This is a genomic window from Rheinheimera salexigens, assembly GCF_001752395.1.
In the GTDB taxonomy this organism is placed as follows: domain Bacteria; phylum Pseudomonadota; class Gammaproteobacteria; order Enterobacterales; family Alteromonadaceae; genus Alishewanella; species Alishewanella salexigens.
On sequence record NZ_MKEK01000001.1, the window covers coordinates 2,879,251 to 2,895,874 of the forward strand.

The 16,624-nt window shown below is 42.6% G+C and carries 19 protein-coding genes and 5 tRNA genes; 3 read left to right on the plus strand and 21 right to left on the minus strand.

The features are described 5' to 3' along the window. Window positions 1-156 precede the first annotated feature (156 nt). Window positions 157-345 (minus strand): hypothetical protein, encoded by a 189-nt coding sequence (locus BI198_RS13195; protein ID WP_070049976.1) that lies wholly within the window; start codon window positions 343-345, stop codon window positions 157-159. A 253-nt stretch (window positions 346-598) separates the two neighbouring features. Between BI198_RS13195 and BI198_RS13200 the strand changes: the two genes are divergently transcribed. Both BI198_RS13200 and BI198_RS13205 read left to right on the plus strand, forming a co-directional pair. Continuing rightward, entirely contained in the window at window positions 599-1,339 is a 741-nt protein-coding gene (locus BI198_RS13200; protein ID WP_070049977.1) for a DUF1499 domain-containing protein, read from the plus strand. A gap of 90 nt (window positions 1,340-1,429) precedes the next feature. Continuing rightward, window positions 1,430-2,026 carry a DUF3617 domain-containing protein gene (locus BI198_RS13205; RefSeq protein ID WP_083256622.1) on the plus strand — a complete coding sequence of 199 codons (597 nt, stop codon included), beginning with the start codon at window positions 1,430-1,432 and terminating at the stop codon, window positions 2,024-2,026. Window positions 2,027-2,166: 140 nt separating this feature from the next. Here BI198_RS13205 and BI198_RS13210 read toward each other — a convergent pair whose 3' ends face one another. Further along, window positions 2,167-2,370, minus strand: a complete 204-nt coding sequence (locus BI198_RS13210) for a hypothetical protein (protein WP_070049978.1) — start codon at window positions 2,368-2,370, stop codon at window positions 2,167-2,169. 98 nt (window positions 2,371-2,468) lie between these two features. After that, on the minus strand, window positions 2,469-2,756 hold the full coding sequence (locus BI198_RS13215; protein ID WP_070049979.1) for an encapsulin-associated ferritin-like protein: 288 nt from the start codon (window positions 2,754-2,756) through the stop codon (window positions 2,469-2,471). Between the two features lie 155 nt (window positions 2,757-2,911). On the opposite strand from BI198_RS13215, the gene BI198_RS13220 reads away from it, so the two are divergent. Next, window positions 2,912-3,625 (plus strand): 2OG-Fe(II) oxygenase, encoded by a 714-nt coding sequence (locus tag BI198_RS13220; RefSeq protein ID WP_070049980.1) that lies wholly within the window; start codon window positions 2,912-2,914, stop codon window positions 3,623-3,625. A 283-nt stretch (window positions 3,626-3,908) separates the two neighbouring features. On the opposite strand, the gene BI198_RS13225 is transcribed toward BI198_RS13220, so the two are convergent. The 18 genes from BI198_RS13225 to aspS all read right to left on the minus strand — a co-directional run bounded on the left by BI198_RS13225 (window position 3,909) and on the right by aspS (window position 16,594). Further along, window positions 3,909-3,998 (minus strand) — tRNA-Ser (locus BI198_RS13225). Window positions 3,999-4,135: 137 nt separating this feature from the next. Continuing rightward, window positions 4,136-5,194 carry a quinolinate synthase NadA gene (gene nadA, locus BI198_RS13230; RefSeq protein ID WP_070049981.1) on the minus strand — a complete coding sequence of 353 codons (1,059 nt, stop codon included), beginning with the start codon at window positions 5,192-5,194 and terminating at the stop codon, window positions 4,136-4,138. 85 nt (window positions 5,195-5,279) lie between these two features. Further along, window positions 5,280-5,355 (minus strand) — tRNA-Lys (locus BI198_RS13235). A 19-nt stretch (window positions 5,356-5,374) separates the two neighbouring features. Continuing rightward, a tRNA-Lys gene (locus BI198_RS13240) sits at window positions 5,375-5,450 on the minus strand. Window positions 5,451-5,467: 17 nt separating this feature from the next. Continuing rightward, window positions 5,468-5,543, minus strand: a tRNA-Lys gene (locus tag BI198_RS13245). Between the two features lie 27 nt (window positions 5,544-5,570). Next, window positions 5,571-5,646: transfer RNA gene (locus BI198_RS13250), tRNA-Lys, on the minus strand. A 216-nt stretch (window positions 5,647-5,862) separates the two neighbouring features. Continuing rightward, window positions 5,863-6,681 carry a tol-pal system protein YbgF gene (ybgF, locus tag BI198_RS13255; RefSeq protein ID WP_070049982.1) on the minus strand — a complete coding sequence of 273 codons (819 nt, stop codon included), beginning with the start codon at window positions 6,679-6,681 and terminating at the stop codon, window positions 5,863-5,865. Between the two features lie 26 nt (window positions 6,682-6,707). Further along, the gene (pal, locus tag BI198_RS13260) at window positions 6,708-7,241 is read right to left on the minus strand and encodes a peptidoglycan-associated lipoprotein Pal (protein ID WP_070049983.1); all 534 of its coding nucleotides are present in this window, start codon (window positions 7,239-7,241) and stop codon (window positions 6,708-6,710) included. 39 nt (window positions 7,242-7,280) lie between these two features. Then, window positions 7,281-8,633, minus strand: a complete 1,353-nt coding sequence (gene tolB / locus BI198_RS13265; protein ID WP_235605335.1) for a Tol-Pal system beta propeller repeat protein TolB — start codon at window positions 8,631-8,633, stop codon at window positions 7,281-7,283. Next, window positions 8,630-9,553, minus strand: coding sequence for a cell envelope integrity protein TolA (gene tolA, locus BI198_RS13270; protein WP_070049984.1), 924 nt, complete (start codon window positions 9,551-9,553; stop codon window positions 8,630-8,632). The genes tolB and tolA overlap by 4 nt, the downstream gene beginning before the upstream one ends. 1 nt (window position 9,554) lies before the next feature. Further along, window positions 9,555-9,986 (minus strand): protein TolR, encoded by a 432-nt coding sequence (tolR, locus tag BI198_RS13275; RefSeq protein ID WP_070049985.1) that lies wholly within the window; start codon window positions 9,984-9,986, stop codon window positions 9,555-9,557. Next, on the minus strand, window positions 9,986-10,675 hold the full coding sequence (gene tolQ / locus BI198_RS13280; RefSeq protein ID WP_070049986.1) for a protein TolQ: 690 nt from the start codon (window positions 10,673-10,675) through the stop codon (window positions 9,986-9,988). Before tolQ ends, tolR begins: the two co-directional genes overlap by 1 nt. Next, the gene (gene ybgC, locus BI198_RS13285) at window positions 10,665-11,075 is read right to left on the minus strand and encodes a tol-pal system-associated acyl-CoA thioesterase (RefSeq protein WP_070049987.1); all 411 of its coding nucleotides are present in this window, start codon (window positions 11,073-11,075) and stop codon (window positions 10,665-10,667) included. The genes tolQ and ybgC overlap by 11 nt, the downstream gene beginning before the upstream one ends. A 659-nt stretch (window positions 11,076-11,734) precedes the next feature. Beyond that, window positions 11,735-12,751 (minus strand): Holliday junction branch migration DNA helicase RuvB, encoded by a 1,017-nt coding sequence (gene ruvB / locus BI198_RS13290; RefSeq protein ID WP_070049988.1) that lies wholly within the window; start codon window positions 12,749-12,751, stop codon window positions 11,735-11,737. Between the two features lie 3 nt (window positions 12,752-12,754). After that, window positions 12,755-13,375: a Holliday junction branch migration protein RuvA gene (ruvA, locus tag BI198_RS13295; RefSeq protein WP_070049989.1), complete on the minus strand. Its 621-nt coding sequence runs from the start codon at window positions 13,373-13,375 to the stop codon at window positions 12,755-12,757. 30 nt (window positions 13,376-13,405) lie between these two features. Continuing rightward, the gene (ruvC, locus tag BI198_RS13300) at window positions 13,406-13,930 is read right to left on the minus strand and encodes a crossover junction endodeoxyribonuclease RuvC (RefSeq protein WP_070049990.1); all 525 of its coding nucleotides are present in this window, start codon (window positions 13,928-13,930) and stop codon (window positions 13,406-13,408) included. 2 nt (window positions 13,931-13,932) lie between these two features. Continuing rightward, window positions 13,933-14,676 carry a YebC/PmpR family DNA-binding transcriptional regulator gene (locus BI198_RS13305; RefSeq protein WP_070049991.1) on the minus strand — a complete coding sequence of 248 codons (744 nt, stop codon included), beginning with the start codon at window positions 14,674-14,676 and terminating at the stop codon, window positions 13,933-13,935. 139 nt (window positions 14,677-14,815) lie between these two features. Beyond that, window positions 14,816-16,594, minus strand: coding sequence for an aspartate--tRNA ligase (gene aspS, locus BI198_RS13310; RefSeq protein WP_070049992.1), 1,779 nt, complete (start codon window positions 16,592-16,594; stop codon window positions 14,816-14,818). Between the last annotated feature and the right edge of the window lie 30 nt (window positions 16,595-16,624).

A 16,624-nucleotide genomic window follows, 5' to 3' on the forward strand; every position in this document is an offset into this window, starting at 1 on the left:
CGCCGACTGAATTCAGCAAAGAACACTTTAACATTAGGTTCAACATTTAGGTTTGAGCATTAGTTAGCTACCAGCGCATTTACTAATTTATACTAACCTATTTAAAAATAAGCCTATTTAGAACAAACTTCTATATAACAAACTCGTTATAAAAAATTAGTTATAACCCAGCTCTGCACAATGTGCGGTTTCTACTTCTTGATGTGACAACAAGGGCTCGTTGGCATCTTGCTCTGCCCAAATACAACTTAAGGCTTGCCGCTCTTGCTCGGTTAGATCGATGGTTTTTTGCTGTTGAAAGAAATAACGCTGCTGTTGAATATGGCTTTGTTTAACTGCACTCATAATTGACTCCTGCGACCTGATAAAGATGACATCAGTTAAGAATACTTAGCTGATCGCCTTTTAAGATTAGCATAGTCTGCAGAAACTGACCTGAAACTGAATTGAGAAATTAAACTGCTTTTAGGCTTTCAATAAATATTATGAGTAATTTTAGAAATGTATTACTACAAACTCTGGTCTACAATATTTGGTCGATAGTAAAATTTGGTCAGCAGTAAATTAGTTAGTAAAGCCTTTCTAAAGGATAGATATTATGCAAAAACGTAGTTTCAGCAAAGCCACGAGCAAAGTTGCTTTGTTTCTGGCTTTGCTCGCGGTTGCCACAGTAGCTTTAATGGTGTTTGGTTCATCTATGGGATTATGGGATCCCATTGTCGGCTTTATGGCAAGTCGAAAATACAATGATCTGTTGGGTTATATTGTAGTAGGGGTAGCGCTACTAGCATTAATGACGAGTTTTAGAACTGCAGGCAAAGACAGATTATCGTCGATAGTCGCTTTACTGCTTGGTTTAGCCATACTGGCTCCTAGCATGCTAGCCTTGCTTATCGAACCCGTAAAGTACCCGCCAATTCACGATATAACCACTAACAGCCTGTCTCCTCCTCAGTTTACATTTTTAACCGATAGCCGCCCAGGCGCTAAAAACAGCTTAGTATATGGCGGAGCAGACATTGCAGCTCAACAGCTGCAAGCCTATCCCACTATTAAACCTATAGTGACAGAATTATCAAATGCAGAGGCTTACCAAAAAGCGTTAACCGTGGCAAAAGATATGGGCTGGACTATTGTCTATAAAGATCCGCAAGCACTTCGTTTTGAAAGCACGGCCAGAACGCCATTTTTTAACTTTGCCGATTATGTTGTTGTAGAAGTCTCGACATTTGAGCAAAGCAGTCGAATTGATTTGCGTAGCGTGTCGCGAATAGGTATTGGTGATCGCGGTGTCAATGCCAAACGGATCCAAGAGTTTAGCCAGCGTTTTAGTCAATAATGATCATGGCTGAATTTGGCGGTTTAGCTTTTCCCATCTATGCTTGTTCTTTAATATCGCCATCTTGTTTAACCGCCATGGAGGCTCAACATGCAAGATTGTAAAATTGTCACTACCCATACTAAAACTAAGCTGAAAATAACTGCGCGCTTAACTAATAAATACATCCTAGTAAGCGCAATACTTGTCACCGCCCTCGCTTTAAGCAATTCAGCCGTTGCCGAAACAGTAAAAATCGATATTGAACCTGGCTTATGGCAACATAGTTTTAATATTAAAACCGCCAGTGGCGAATTAGAACGTGCCATGCAGAAGTTAGAGCAACAACTAGCTACCATGCCAGCAGCTCAGCGGCAAATGATGCAAAAAATGCTCTCTAGCCAAGGCGGTTCGTTCGACTTATCAGCTCGCTCGGTGCAGGTTTGTTTAACCCAGCAGCAAATCGATCGCGGCCAGTTACCGCAACAAGATGGCTGTGAGCAAAATATTACTCAGACGGGTGATAACAGCTACAGCTTTGCCTTTAGCTGTAAGGGCAACCCGCCAACAAGTGGCAATGGGGTTATGACCCTTAGTAGTCGCAAGGCCTATACTGGCAATGCTAGCTTTAGTACTGACGTAAACGGTAAAGCAGAACAAATGACCATGCAACAAACAGGCAAGTGGCTTAAAGCTGATTGCGGTTAAAGGTTGTGGTTAAAAATGGTAGTTAAAGATTGTAGTTAAGCCGAGGTAACGCAATAAATTCACTATGCACTAAAACTATCCACTAAAGCCGTTATCCGCTGGCGAAGTAATATCAGCACAGCCAGCGGGTGTTTAGGTACCTAATTTTTTACGGCAACCTGTTCTAAAAGCTTTATAATAGCGTGATTATTATTTAATTTGGCCAAATCTATTAGATAGCTTTTTTCCAGCACGTGCATCGGTTGATCTGTCAATAATTGCTGTACCAGCTGCTCCTCACCATTGGCTATGGCGGTTTTCAAAGCCGAAAAGTTAGCAATGCTAGGTTCCTGTTGATTAGCCATATTAGCCCCCGTAACGTGCAGTAAAAATTAAACTATCAGGTTTGTAACCTAAAACTTGTAGTCCACTGCTTGTACTATAACATGCATTGTCATGGCTATTATTTATCAGCAATAGCTTTATCAGTAAACAGATAATCTTTTAGCTGTTTATTAAATTGAGGATCTTTTCTTCTAATCCATTCCAGCACCATGGCAGCATGCTCTTTTTCTTCATCTCTGTTATGCACCAAAATAGCTTTTAACTCTGTATCCTTACAAGCATCTATGCGTTGATTGTACCAATCAACAGCTTCAAGCTCTTCCATCAGCGATACTATCGCCCTATGCATATCGCGTGTTTCGCTAGTAAGTTCATTTATTGGCTCATGATAACCTTCATTCGACATATTTGTTTCCCCCAATGATTGAATATTCAATTAGCTAAACATCAAATAACTGTAGCAGGTATTGCAGGGGTTGCCGTTTGGCTAGTTTACACAGCTTAAAATGTTGTATCATCACGCTTTTAAGACCTATCAAATCTTACAAGTGAGTTGTTGCCATGTGGCTGAATGAAGAGCAAGTTATCGATTCTGCGATACGCGGCTATCGCAAGACATTATTGCGCTCTAGCCCCAATCATATCGTTATTGATAATTTATTTAATGACGCCAAACTACAACAAGTCATCCGCGTGTTACAGCAAGAGCATAACTGGCAAACCCAACAACACACTTACTCGGCTTTATATGTCGATAATGCTAAATGGCAAAAGACCCACAAAAAACAACGTTTTGTGCAACGTGATATGTGGCTGCGTGATGGGACTAGTATGAATAGCGCTGATTCTAATAGCGCCCTGCAGTTTTTAGCTTTTTTACGCAGCGATGAGTTTCTATCCTTGTTATCGCGGATTTTCAGAGTGGTAATCACCGACATCAACGTGGCTGAGCCAAGCATTAATACCAATTATTTTCGCCTTACGGCAAGTGACTTTGTTAATTTACACGCGGATGACTCACCTGGCCGAGAAGTCTGTATGTTGCTGTATTTAAATAAAGACTGGCACAGCAGCTGTAACCGTGAAAACAACAACGGCGGTGAACTGGTTTTCAAAGGCACGGATAATAACCCTATTACTATCGCGCCGTTATATAACCGCTGTGTATTATTTGATCCTGCTTCAGAAGGCTCTGAGCACTGGGTAAATGCGCTAACAACACAGAACAGCCACCAATATCGCTACAACGTGACCAGTTGGTATTGGTCTGAGTGAGGTTGGTCGAACGAAGAGTTCGAACTAAGACCTCGCTCACCGCGTTAAAACAAAAAAACCACGCCTTTTGGATTTGACCTTTTTGGCTTCGATAGCTTATGGCTTAGACTATTAGAGAGATTATTCCGGGCCTCCTGCCCTTCACCCCGTTGGGGCCGCACTAAAGTGCGTTCCAATTTGCTCCCGGCAAATTGGTCGAACGCAGAGTTCGAACCAAATTCTCGATTACGACGCATCTAAATAGAAAAGGCCCACGCTTTAGCGTGGGCCTTTTCTATTTAGATGGCGGAGAAAGAGAGATTCGAACTCTCGTTAGGGGTTAACCTAAACACACTTTCCAGGCGTGCGCCTTCAGCCACTCAGCCACTTCTCCGATGCTTGTGTTACAAGCGCGGCTATACTAGATAAAATATGCGGTTGCTGCAAGTCTTATCGCGTATAGCTTGCTGATAAAGCGTGCTATTGCTGGCTTTATCAGCGTTTACTAGGTTTATACTAAACGTTGCTAGCTTAAGCGTTGCCTTTTACTTTCATGTTTAACTCTTTGGCAAAGTTTAACATCCGGTTTAATGGCACTAAGGCTTTTTCGCGAATGCTGTCATCGACAAATACTTCGTGGCCTGTGGCGTCAACTAAAGCTGACTCTATGGCCTTGAGACCATTCATGGCCATCCATGGACAGTGCGCGCAGCTGCGACAGCTTCCGCCGTTACCACCGGTTGGGGCTTCTATAAAAGTTTTATGCGGCGCTAATTGCTGCATTTTATAGAAGATGCCTTTGTCGGTAGCGACGATAAACATATCGTTAGGTAAAGTTTGGCTAGCTTTAATAAGCTGGCTAGTTGAACCTACCGCGTCAGCAAGCTGAACCACGCTGTCAGGCGATTCTGGGTGAACTAGCACTGCTGCATTCGGGTACTGCTTTTTAAGCTCTACAAGCGCGTTGGCTTTGAATTCGTCGTGCACTATGCAGGCGGCGTCCCATATCAACATATCGGCGCCGGTTTGCTTTTGAATATAGTGACCTAAATGCTTATCTGGGCCCCAGATAATTTTTTTACCTTGGCTATCTAGGTGGTCGACAATTTCTAACGCGATAGACGAGGTAACCACCCAATCGGCACGCGCTTTAACCGCGGCAGAAGTGTTGGCATACACTACAACTACGCGATCAGGGTGTTGATCACAAAAGTCTGAGAATGGCTTTGCTGGGCAGCCTAAATCTAGTGAGCAGGTAGCTTCTAGTGTTGGCATTAACACGGTTTTGTTTGGTGTTAATATTTTGGCCGTTTCACCCATAAATTTAACACCGGCAACGATTAACGTGCTGGCGGAGTGTTCGTTACCAAAACGAGCCATTTCTAATGAATCTGAAACACAACCGCCGGTTTCTTCGGCTAAGGCTTGAATTTCAGGGTCGGTATAATAGTGCGCCACCAATACGGCGTCTTTTTGCTGCAGCAAGGTTTTAATACGTTGCTTGTACGCAGCTTTTTCATCGCTATTTAGCGGCTTAGGTTTAGCGGGAAAAGCAAAATCATGCTCTGTGAAATACAACGATTGTTCCATAGGGCTAACTCTGTATTAATGGCTTTTTTATGGGGTGCTATTATACCGAGTTGATTTAATAAAAGACAGTAGATAAGCGATTGCATGGTGGGCCATGATGGATTCGAACCATCGACCAATGGATTAAAAGTCCACTGCTCTACCAGCTGAGCTAATGGCCCATGCAAGAAAAAGGGATATTGGTGGGTCATGATGGATTCGAACCATCGACCAATGGATTAAAAGTCCACTGCTCTACCAGCTGAGCTAATGACCCTAACAGGGGTATCGAAATGGTGGGCCATGATGGATTCGAACCATCGACCAATGGATTAAAAGTCCACTGCTCTACCAGCTGAGCTAATGGCCCATTTCGATATCAATGTTTGCGCAGTAATGGTGGGCCATGATGGATTCGAACCATCGACCAATGGATTAAAAGTCCACTGCTCTACCAGCTGAGCTAATGGCCCTTACCGCGGACGCATATCTTACTGATTTACAGCTTCAGTGCAAGAAATAATTAGTAAAAAGAAGCCCAAAGCGGTTTAACTGCTCAAAATCTCAGCGCTGAGCAGTTAATATTATGCAAAATGGTCTTTTTGATACTTATCAGTAGTTAAAACAGTTTAGTTATTAAACAATAAATTTTGTGCTGCTATGAGCATTAACCCTAGCAATCCCTTAATTTATTGTAAGGCGCTAATACGATCTTGGGCCAATTTAGCGGTAGTACCGCTTTTAAACTTACTGACTAATTGCTGATAATATTTTAAAGCTGCCGCTTTATTATTCTCACGTTCGGCTACTTGGCCTAATTTTAATAACGCATCAGCTACTTTGGTAGAATCTGGGTAAGTATTAACTACACGTTCAAATTGGGTTTTCGCTTTAGCTAGTTCATTTTTATTAAATAATAACTGGCCTAACCAAAAATGGGCATTAGCGGCATAAGTAGAATTAGGGTAAGTACGAATAAAACGTTCAAATTCCGGGATAGCCTCATCATAGCGGCGATCTTTTAACACCATATTGACGGCTTTATCGTAATCTTGATTTTCAGAAATATTGGTTGAATACGCGGTTTCGGCCACTTGTGGCTCAGGGGCAGTATAACCTGAATTTGCACCTGCTTGTTGCACCTCAGACACTCGACGATCAATTTCTTGATATAAATCGCGTTGCCGTTGCAAAATCTCTTCTAATTTATAAGCGTGGGTTTCGGTAACACCCCGTAATTCGCTTACTTCGTCTAACAACACTTGTAACTGCTGTTGCATGCGAATTTGACCGTTAGATCGCGCTTCAACAATCCGTTCTAACATGGCTAAGCGCTGCTCTAAGCTGCCACTAGGTGCAGATTGTGCTGCGGCATAGATATTAGCGCTGCTATTGGCGTTAGCATCAGCAGAACGATTAAGATTAATGTCCGTTACCGGAGCAGGATTGGCATTAGCACTGGCGTGTGCCAGTACTAATGCTGCTAACAAGGTATATTTAGCTTTCATGCGAGTCGTTATAATAAGTTAAGTTATTAGTAGACTAACACTGCACGACGGTTTTTAGCAAAGCCTGCTTCCGTACGTGAGCGATCTAATGGTTTTTCTTCACCGTAACTTACTGTAGAAACCTGGCCACCTGAAACACCTAGGTTTTGTAAGTACTGTACAACTGCTAAAGCACGACGCTCACCTAAAGCGATGTTATATTCTGGCGTGCCGCGCTCATCTGAGTGGCCTTCAACAGTAACACGTACGCTTGGGTTAGCTGTTAAAAAGCTAGCGTGGGCTTGTAATGTTTCAACAAACTCTGGACGAATAGTAGTACGGTCAAAGTCAAAGTACACTGTGCTTTCTTGGCGCAATGTGTCTAATTTTTGACGCATTTGTTCAGCTGGGCTTACTACTGCTTCTACAGTTTCAACTTGTACTACTTCTTGTTGCTGTTGCTGTTCATTTGCACGTGTGTTGGCATCTGATTCATCCATGCTTGAAGTAGAGCTACAAGCCGCCATAGTCAGCACTGGTAATGCAACTAATAAAGCTTTTAATACGTTATTTAATTTCATGATGTTGTCCTTTGTTTTTAAAAGTAGTAACTATTATTGTTATAAATAGGGTGACCACGACGGTGATTTTACAGCGCCTTCCACCGCCGGTAGCCTTGCTTTAAAACGACCATCCATAGAAACCAGTGCTAACACCTGTGTTGAACCATGCATAGTGCTATAAATAATCATAGAACCATTTGGAGCCACACTCGGTGATTCATCCAGCGTTGTCCGAGTTAACACTTGCAAGAATCGGGTTTGTAAATCCAATTTAGCAATGTTGTATAACCCTCTGGTACGATTAACCATTACTACCGACTTACCGTCAGCAGTAAAAGATCCTGCAAGATTCATCTCACCTTCAAAAGTGATTCTTCTTGTTTTATTCGTTAACAAATTTACGCTATAAAGTTGCGGATTACCACCACGCTCAGAACTAAACAAAAGCTCTTTACCATCAGGTGACCAAGACGGCTCGGTATCTATAGCGCGATGGTTTGTTACTCGCGTTAATGCTTTTGACGCAATATCCATAATATAGATTTCTGGGTTACCATCTTTTGATAACACCATGGCCATGCGGCGACCATCTGGCGACCACACCGGGGCACCATTAATACCCGGCGTACTGCTAAGCATAGTGCGACGACCGGTATAAATATCTTGAATATATATTTGCGCTTGGCGCTTTTCGAACGTCACATAAGCCAGTTTAGTGCCATCTGGTGACCAGGTAGGCGACATTAATGGCTCTTTAGAGCGCAATAAAACTTGCTCGTTTGCACCATCATAATCGGCTACGATTAATTGATGCGCAAACTCAGTATCATTGTTAACGAGCACATAAGCAATTTTTGTTAAAAATGCGCCGCGCTCACCGGTTAGTTTTTCATATACGATGTCACTAATACGGTGGCCATATTGACGAAACTGGCTGCCCGTTATTGTGGTTTCTCGGCTATCTAGAACATGATCTTGGCTTAATACTAATTTACCCGCGTTAAGCATCTGTTTATTTAAGCCATTACTGCCTTTTTGCACATCAATCAGTTCAAATGTAACAGTATAGCGGTCAATACCGCTTTCAGTAATATTACCAACAACAATGGCTTCGACACCTTCACGCGCCCAGGCGGCATAATCAATTTGGCCTGAACTCGCCGGACGTTGCGGCATTTTAATGCTCGGTAATGGACTAAACTTACCACTGCGCATTAAATCGGCAGAGATAATTTCATCTAAACGCTGGCTTGGTATAGTGGCACCATTAAAGGTAAACGGCACTATGGCAATCGGTCGTCCTGAATCTAAACCGCCAGTTATAACGATTTCTAACGACGCTTTAGCCGAGCCACTTAGTACTATTGCTATGACAGCAAAAACAACACGATAAAAATTAGAAGTAATCAAAACTCGGGCTCCACTCTTAGGGTTATATCTTTCAGTTCCTTGTACACATCTGGATCTGGCGACATAGGTAAACTACCTATGCGGTTTACTGCACGTACTGTAGCGTCACAGACTACTCTATCGCCACCTAGCACATTAACACTTGTTACAAAGCCAGTGGTAGCTAGCTTGATATTCACTGAGCACGATTTGTTTCGCATAGATTCATCTTTATACAAATTTTGATTTATTGTATTTGATATTAATGCTTTATAGCGATCAACTTCCGTTGCAGCTTGCCGAGAACGCGCCGCCGATCTGGCACTGGCTTCTTTGGCTAATTGCTCTTGCATTAATCGCTCTTGCTCTGCTTGGCGCTTAGCATCGGCTGCTTTACGCGCCCGCTCTGCCCGTTCTTTCTCTAATGCTTCTTGTTCTTGCTTACGCTTTTGCTCAGCCGCTTTAGCTGCATCTTCAGCTTTTTTGCGCTCTTGCTCTTTTTTAATTCTGGCTTGCTCTGCTTGCTTGGCTTTTTCGGCCTCTTGTAGCTGAAGCTTTTTGGCATCGGCTGCTGCGGCTTGTGACGCTTTTGCTTCTGCATCAGCTTGACGCTTTTGCGCCGCGACTTGCTGTAAGCGCACTTCTTCATCAGCACGATTTTTTTCTGCTTGCTGAGCACGACGTTCTAAGTCACGAATACGTTTCTCTTCTGCCGCTTTAGCATCGCTTTTTTCGCGCTGCATTTGGGCAACTCGTTGCTGCAAAGCTTCAGAATCAATAGCAACTGCTTCAACCGGTGCTTGCGCTTCACCTTCAGATTCCAGCGTAACATTAACAACTTCAGGCTTAGAGGTAAAATCTGCGCCCCACACTAACAAAATAATAACGACTAAATGCAGCCCCAGCGATTTTGCTAATGGTGGGTCTATTTTTATAGCCATATTATTTCGAGTCCACGTTATCAGTCATTAATCCCACCGATGGCGCGCCAGCTTGTTTTAATATATTAATTAAGCGAATTATCGCATCATAACTCACTCTGCCATCCCCCTTCACAATGACTTGGGTTCCCGGCTCTATGGTTAACCAACTTGCGACTTCAACAGTTAACTGTTCAGTGGTAAAAGGCCCTTGTTGCTTGCTGTCTTTTTCAAAATAATACAAGCCATCTTGATCTACCGTCGCCACTAAAGGTGTTTTACCGTCTTTCATTTGTTTAATCGGTTCTGCAGCAGACTTTGGCAGTTCAACCTTTACCCCTTGCGTAATAAGCGGTGTGGTCACCATAAAGATGACTAATAACACCAACATAACGTCAATATAAGGTACAACGTTGATTTCAGCTTTTAATCTACGCTTTTTCCGCACGTACATTAGCTATTGTCTCCATTACTTACCATCGCTTGGCGATTTAAAATATTGGCAAATTCTTCAGCAAAATTAGCATAATGAGATTCAAGCACTTCAACCTGATGCGAAAACTTATTAAAGGCTATAACTGCCGGAATAGCGGCAAATAAACCAATAGCAGTAGCAATAAGTGCTTCAGCAATACCCGGCGCTACCATTGATAATGTAGCTTGCTCAACAGCACCTAAAGCAATAAAGGAATTCATAATGCCCCATACCGTGCCAAATAAGCCGATATAAGGGCTAATAGAGCCAACAGTCGCTAAAAAGGGTAAATTAGTTTCTAAGCGTTCAACTTCACGCGACAAGCCTACGCGCATAGCACGCTGTGTACCTTCCATTACCGCAACAGATTGTTTGCTGCTGGATTTATGCAAACGGGCAAATTCTTTAAAGCCAGCTTTAAATAAAGCTTCTAGGCCGTTTACGGTAGAACGAGCGTTTACTTCATTATACAGTTTTGATAAATCAACACCTGACCAAAATTTATCTTCAAACTTACGGGCATCAATTAAGGCTTCGCTTAATATTTTACGCCGACGAATAATCATGGCCCATGACATAACGGACATTACCAACAGAACCAGCATCACGAGTTGTACAACTATACTTGCTTCTATTAATAAACTTAAAATTGAAATTTCACCTGACACCTTGTAATACCTCTGTCACTTCTGCCGGAATCGCTCGGGCTTTCATTTCCTGCAATGATACACAGGCTATTTTAATGTCTGCCGAACACACAACTGCACCGGCCTGATTTTGTATTTGCTGTTTAAATACCATGCTCGCGCGTTTTAAAGTACTAATTTGACTACGCACGGTCAATAATTCATTAAATTTAGCGGCTTTATAGTTATCCATTACTACCTGAGTCACCACAAAAGCCACATCATTTGCTAATAATAAATCCTGCTCTACACCTAAAGCACGTAACCATTCGGTACGTGCTCGTTCAAAGAATTTTAGGTAATTGGCATAATATACAATACCACCGGCGTCTGTATCTTCGTAATAAACACGCACTGGAAAAGTAAAGATTGTTTTAGACATGTATGTTCGCTTTAGGTTGCATATAATATGTAAGCTGCGGCACTAACTCAATTGGTAAGTAGCGATATTGCTAACTATATTTTTTTATAACGACTACTTGTTTTTTGTTAGCACTTCTGCTGATTAAACTTAACGCTAATAACTAAGTTAAGCAGCACTACTGCGACCAGTTAACAACTCAGCAAGATTAACTCAATTGTTTAATTTATTAACTAGCAACCAAACCTCTTGCCTAACAAATAGTAATACCGCTAATATCGTCTAGTTAGGCTTAACACTACATGAATACGGCTTATTGAGCTAGATAAGTCTATTAACTAAACAATAGCTTACCGGCTACCTTTGTCATTCGCATTAGATTTACTAATACTTAAGTGGTAATTTTTCTCGTTTGAAGTAATTGCTCAGTTAACCTAATATACGCTTGTGTTCTGAGCTAGCGCACTAGTGCGGTAATGAAGTTGCTGCACTTTAGCCAAGTTCACTTATTAACTGCTCTTAGCTCTACTAAGTGTTGTTATGTTTCACATGTTCCCTGGATTTTTTTGAAGCCCTGCTTCAACTTGTTGCTTAGCCCACTCTTAAGTGGGCTTTTTTTTAGCTAAAATTCAGCATTAACCTTAAAACAACCTTATTACAGTCGTTTTATTGCAAACTTTTTATTGTTTTGTCGACTCGGGTAAATCAAAACCAAAATGGCTATAAGCTCTAGGTGAGGCAATGCGCCCTCTTGGTGTGCGCTGAATAAAACCCTGCTGAATTAAAAATGGTTCAATAACATCTTCGATAGTATCTTTTTCTTCACCTATCGCGGCGGCAAGGTTATCTAAGCCCACTGGACCACCATCAAACTTTTCAATAATGGTAAGCAATAGCTTTCTATCCATATAGTCGAAACCTTCGGCATCAACATCAACCATTTGCAGTGCTTGTGCTGCAATTTCGATGGTGACTTCACCGTTGGCCTTTACTTGTGCATAATCCCGAACCCGGCGTAATAATCGATTCGCTATCCGCGGTGTGCCTCGTGATCGGCGGGCTATTTCAGTGGCGCCAGCTTCGTCTAGTTGTAAATTTAAATAATGCGCTGAGCGTAAAATAATTTGGGTTAGCTCTGAGACTTTATAAAACTCTAGTCGCTGCACGATACCAAAACGATCGCGCAGGGGTGAAGTTAATGCCCCTGCTCTGGTAGTAGCGCCAATTAAGGTAAAGGGTGGCAATTCTAATTTAATAGAACGTGCAGCTGGGCCTTCGCCTATCATAATATCCAGCTGATAATCTTCCATCGCCGGATAAAGTATTTCTTCAACCACAGGGCTTAAACGATGGATCTCATCAATAAACAACACATCGTTTGGCTCTAAGTTAGTCAGCAGTGCGGCTAAATCGCCGGCTTTCTCTAACACTGGGCCAGAGGTATTTTTAATATTTACGCCCATTTCATTGGCCACTATCATGGCTAACGTGGTTTTACCTAAACCCGGTGGGCCAAAAATAAGCAAATGATCCAATGGATCACCCCGACCTCGTGCAGCTTCAATAAAAATAGCCATTTGTTCGCAGACATGTTCTTGCCCTGTATAGTCGGCTAAGGTTTTTGGCCGAATAGCCCGGTCAATGACTTCATCTTCACGCGTAGCAGTGGTCTGGATAAGGCGATCAGCTTCTATCATGGCTTAAATCATGCTCCGTAGCGCGGTTTTAATTAATTGCTCACTGCTCATATCTGGGGTAATCACTTTTTTAATCGCTTTAGCTGCCTGCAGTTGACTATAGCCCAATGATACTAAAGCGCTGATAGCGTCATCTTCGGCACTGATAGGCCGGGTAAAGATAGCTTCATCATCAATCACCAACATACTATCGGTTGTGGGTGTAGCTAAAGCAACGCCCCAGTTTTTAAGCCTGTCGCGCATTTCTACCACTAAACGCTCGGCGGTTTTTTTACCTACACCTGGCAGTTTAACTAAGGTGGTCATATCATCCATTTGTACACAACGCACAAACTGCTGTGCTGTCATGCCAGATAATATGGTTAGCGCCAATTTAGGGCCAACACCATTGGCTTTAATTAACTGGCGAAATAACGCTCGCTCGGTTTCATTGGTAAAGCCAAACAATAATTGGGCATCATCACGCACCACAAAATGGGTATAGATAATGGCTTCTGCGCCTATCGCCGGTAAATTATAAAAGCTATTGAGTGGCAACTGCACTTCATAACCGACTCCACCAACTTCTATTAATAAATCAGGGGCCTGTTTTTCTAACAAGATACCACGTAATCGTCCTATCATATTTTCTACTTATTACTTTCCCTAGGCGGATTATTGCAAACGACCGCGCACGGTTTTACGTGCTTGACCGGCTAAACTAATTAAACTTTGCTGAGTATGCCCATGACACATAGCCACTGCAAGCGCATCGGCTGCGTCGGCTTGTGGGTTAGCGGCTAACTTTAACAAGGTGCGCACCATATGTTGTACTTGGGCTTTATCAGCCGCACCAGTACCGACTACCGCTTGTTTTACTTGGCGCGCTGAATACTCATAGACTTCAAGCCCGGCGTTTTTAGCGGCAACAATAGCCGCGCCTCGCGCTTGGCCTAGCTTTAAGGCCGAATCTGGATTGCGGGCCATAAACACTTGTTCAATAGCAAAAATAGTCGGTTGGGTTTGTTGAATAATTTCACTAACACCGTTAAATATATCCAACAACCGCTCGGGTAATAAATCGGTGGTTTTTAAGCGAATACAGCCGCTAGCAACATAGCTAAATTGATTACCCACTTGGCGCACTACGCCATAGCCAGTGATACGGCTTCCCGGGTCAATGCCGAGAATTATATTCATAATTAGCCAAATTCCGCCATCAGCTCTTCACTGATATCGGCATTGTGATACACGTTTTGTACATCGTCTGAGTCTTCTAACATATCAATAAGTTTAAAAAATTCGGCTGCATTGCTGGCTTCTACTTCAGCGCGAATAGACGGCACTAAAGTCACCTCAGCCGACTCTGCGTTAAAACCAGAAGCCACTAATGCTGTTTTAACATCTTCAAAATTATCGGGCTGAGTTAATACTTCTATGCTGCCATCATCATCAGTAACAATATCATCGGCACCGGCCTCTAATGCCACTTCCATTAGCGCATCTTCGTCGACACCCGGTGCAAACATTAAGACCCCTAAACGACTAAATAAATACGCAACTGAGCCAGATGTACCTAAGCTTCCATTGTTTTTACTAAAGGCATGCCGTACTTCGGCTACGGTACGCTTATGATTATCAGTCATGGTTTCAACTATAATAGCCACCCCGTTAGGCCCATAACCTTCATAGACTAACTCTTCATAGTTTTCGCTTTCACTGGCGCCAGCACCACGTTTAATAGCACGGTCTATGGTGTCTCGGGTCATGTTTTCTGATAAGGCTTTATCTACCGCTAAGCGTAAACGAGGGTTCATGCTTGGATCAGGGTTTTGCTTGGCAGCGACGGTTAGCTCGCGGATTATTTTAGTGAAGATTTTACTTTTCTTTGCATCTTGACGGGCTTTGCGATGCTTCATGTTCGCCCATTTACTATGGCCGGCCATTTTATCTCTCCTAATATAATAAGTTATATACGGCTCTACGATAAGCGGCAGTATTACACTGCCGCTGTACGATAAGACTAATAACGCGCTAGTGCATTGCTAGCACTTTGGCTTTTCCTAGATATAAGGCTAGTTATGCCTAGCTAGGCTTTTTTATAACTTGAATACTTAATTCTGCCAATTGAGCAGGATTAGCACTACTTGGTGCATTGGTTAATGGACAAGCAGCCGTAGCTGTTTTTGGAAAAGCCATTACATCCCGAATTGAAGTCGCACCGGTCATTAGCATCACTAAACGATCTAAACCAAACGCTAAACCGGCATGCGGTGGCGCGCCATATTTTAAGGCTTCTAATAAGAAACCAAATTTCTCTTTGGCTTCTTCATCACTAATGCCCAGTAAGCTGAATACCTTAGCTTGGACATCTGAATTATGGATACGAACAGAACCACCACCTAACTCGGTACCATTTAATACCATATCATAAGCGTTGGATAATAAATCACCCTGCTGGATTTGATCGATTGGCGTGGTTAAAAAGCTTGCACTATCAACTGGTGCGGTAAACGGATGGTGTACAGCGGCGTAGCTGCCATCATCGGCTTGTTCAAACATCGGGAAGTCAACAACCCATAGTGGTTGCCAACCCGCTTGCGTAATGGCTAAATCTTCACCTATTTTCAAGCGCAGTGCGCCCATCGCTTCACACACAGTATTGTAGTTATCGGCACCAAATAAAATTAAGTCGCCGTTTTGGGCTGCAGTGCGTTGTAATATTTCACTGACAATATCAGCCGTTAAAAACTTCGCTACCGGCGATTGAATACCTTCAATGCCTTGTTCGGTGTCGTTGACTTTCATCCACGCTAAGCCTTTAGCGCCATAAATACCAACAAAGCTGGTGTAGCCGTCAATATCTTTACGCGACACTTTAGCGGCTGCTTGTGGCACTTTTAATGCCACCACACGGCCTTTAGCATCATTGGCTGGGCCTGAGAATACTTTAAACTCAACGTCTTTAACTAAATCAGCAATATCAACCAATTGCATAGGATTACGTAAGTCTGGTTTATCAGAGCCGTATAAACGCATGGCTTCATGATAGGTCATGCGTGGAAATTGGCCTAAATCTACGTCTAGCAAGCTAGCAAACATTTTTTGCACCATTTCTTCAGTCAAGTTCATCACTTGCTCGGCGCTCATAAAAGAGGTTTCGATATCTATTTGAGTAAATTCTGGCTGACGATCGGCACGCAAGTCTTCGTCACGGAAGCATTTAACGATTTGATAATAACGGTCTAAACCCGACATCATTAATAATTGTTTAAATAATTGCGGCGATTGTGGCAAAGCAAAGAATTCGCCTTTATGGGTGCGGCTTGGTACTAAATAATCACGAGCGCCTTCTGGTGTCGCTTTGGTTAAGATAGGCGTTTCAACATCTAAAAAGCCATTGTTGTCCATAAAGTTACGGACAAAGCTGGTTACTTTGGCCCGAAACTTTAAACGATCGCTCATCACCGGACGGCGTAAATCTAAATATCGATATTTTAAGCGTTGTTCTTCGCTATTATTTTGATTGGCGTCTAATGGTGATGGCGCAGCTTTATTTAAAATAATAACTTCACTGGCGTAGACTTCAACGGCACCGGTGGCCATATCGGCATTAATTTGTGACTCAGGCCGCGCACGTACTTGACCTTTAACTTGAATACAAAATTCGTTTCGCAAGGTATAGGCGACTTTAAATAACTCGGCTAAGTCCGGATCGCACACAACCTGTACTAAACCTTCACGGTCACGCAGGTCAAGGAAAATAAGCCCACCTAAATCGCGGCGGCGGTTTACCCAACCACATAATGAAACCTGTTGTTCTGCATGTTGTGCAGTTAATAAACCGCAATAATGGCTACGCATTAAACCTTCCTCTAACTTGCTAATCAGTGA

Coding starts and splice junctions, on each gene's coding strand:
- BI198_RS13195 (WP_070049976.1), bottom strand. CDS start 345: ATGAGTGCAGTTAAACAAAGCCATATTCAACAGCAGCGTTATTTCTTT.
- BI198_RS13200 (WP_070049977.1), top strand. CDS start 599: ATGCAAAAACGTAGTTTCAGCAAAGCCACGAGCAAAGTTGCTTTGTTT.
- BI198_RS13205 (WP_083256622.1), top strand. CDS start 1,430: ATGCAAGATTGTAAAATTGTCACTACCCATACTAAAACTAAGCTGAAA.
- BI198_RS13210 (WP_070049978.1), bottom strand. CDS start 2,370: ATGGCTAATCAACAGGAACCTAGCATTGCTAACTTTTCGGCTTTGAAA.
- BI198_RS13215 (WP_070049979.1), bottom strand. CDS start 2,756: ATGTCGAATGAAGGTTATCATGAGCCAATAAATGAACTTACTAGCGAA.
- BI198_RS13220 (WP_070049980.1), top strand. CDS start 2,912: ATGTGGCTGAATGAAGAGCAAGTTATCGATTCTGCGATACGCGGCTAT.
- nadA (WP_070049981.1), bottom strand. CDS start 5,194: ATGGAACAATCGTTGTATTTCACAGAGCATGATTTTGCTTTTCCCGCT.
- ybgF (WP_070049982.1), bottom strand. CDS start 6,681: ATGAAAGCTAAATATACCTTGTTAGCAGCATTAGTACTGGCACACGCC.
- pal (WP_070049983.1), bottom strand. CDS start 7,241: ATGAAATTAAATAACGTATTAAAAGCTTTATTAGTTGCATTACCAGTG.
- tolA (WP_070049984.1), bottom strand. CDS start 9,553: ATGGCTATAAAAATAGACCCACCATTAGCAAAATCGCTGGGGCTGCAT.
- tolR (WP_070049985.1), bottom strand. CDS start 9,986: ATGTACGTGCGGAAAAAGCGTAGATTAAAAGCTGAAATCAACGTTGTA.
- ybgC (WP_070049987.1), bottom strand. CDS start 11,075: ATGTCTAAAACAATCTTTACTTTTCCAGTGCGTGTTTATTACGAAGAT.
- ruvB (WP_070049988.1), bottom strand. CDS start 12,751: ATGATAGAAGCTGATCGCCTTATCCAGACCACTGCTACGCGTGAAGAT.
- ruvA (WP_070049989.1), bottom strand. CDS start 13,375: ATGATAGGACGATTACGTGGTATCTTGTTAGAAAAACAGGCCCCTGAT.
- ruvC (WP_070049990.1), bottom strand. CDS start 13,930: ATGAATATAATTCTCGGCATTGACCCGGGAAGCCGTATCACTGGCTAT.
- BI198_RS13305 (WP_070049991.1), bottom strand. CDS start 14,676: ATGGCCGGCCATAGTAAATGGGCGAACATGAAGCATCGCAAAGCCCGT.
- aspS (WP_070049992.1), bottom strand. CDS start 16,594: ATGCGTAGCCATTATTGCGGTTTATTAACTGCACAACATGCAGAACAA.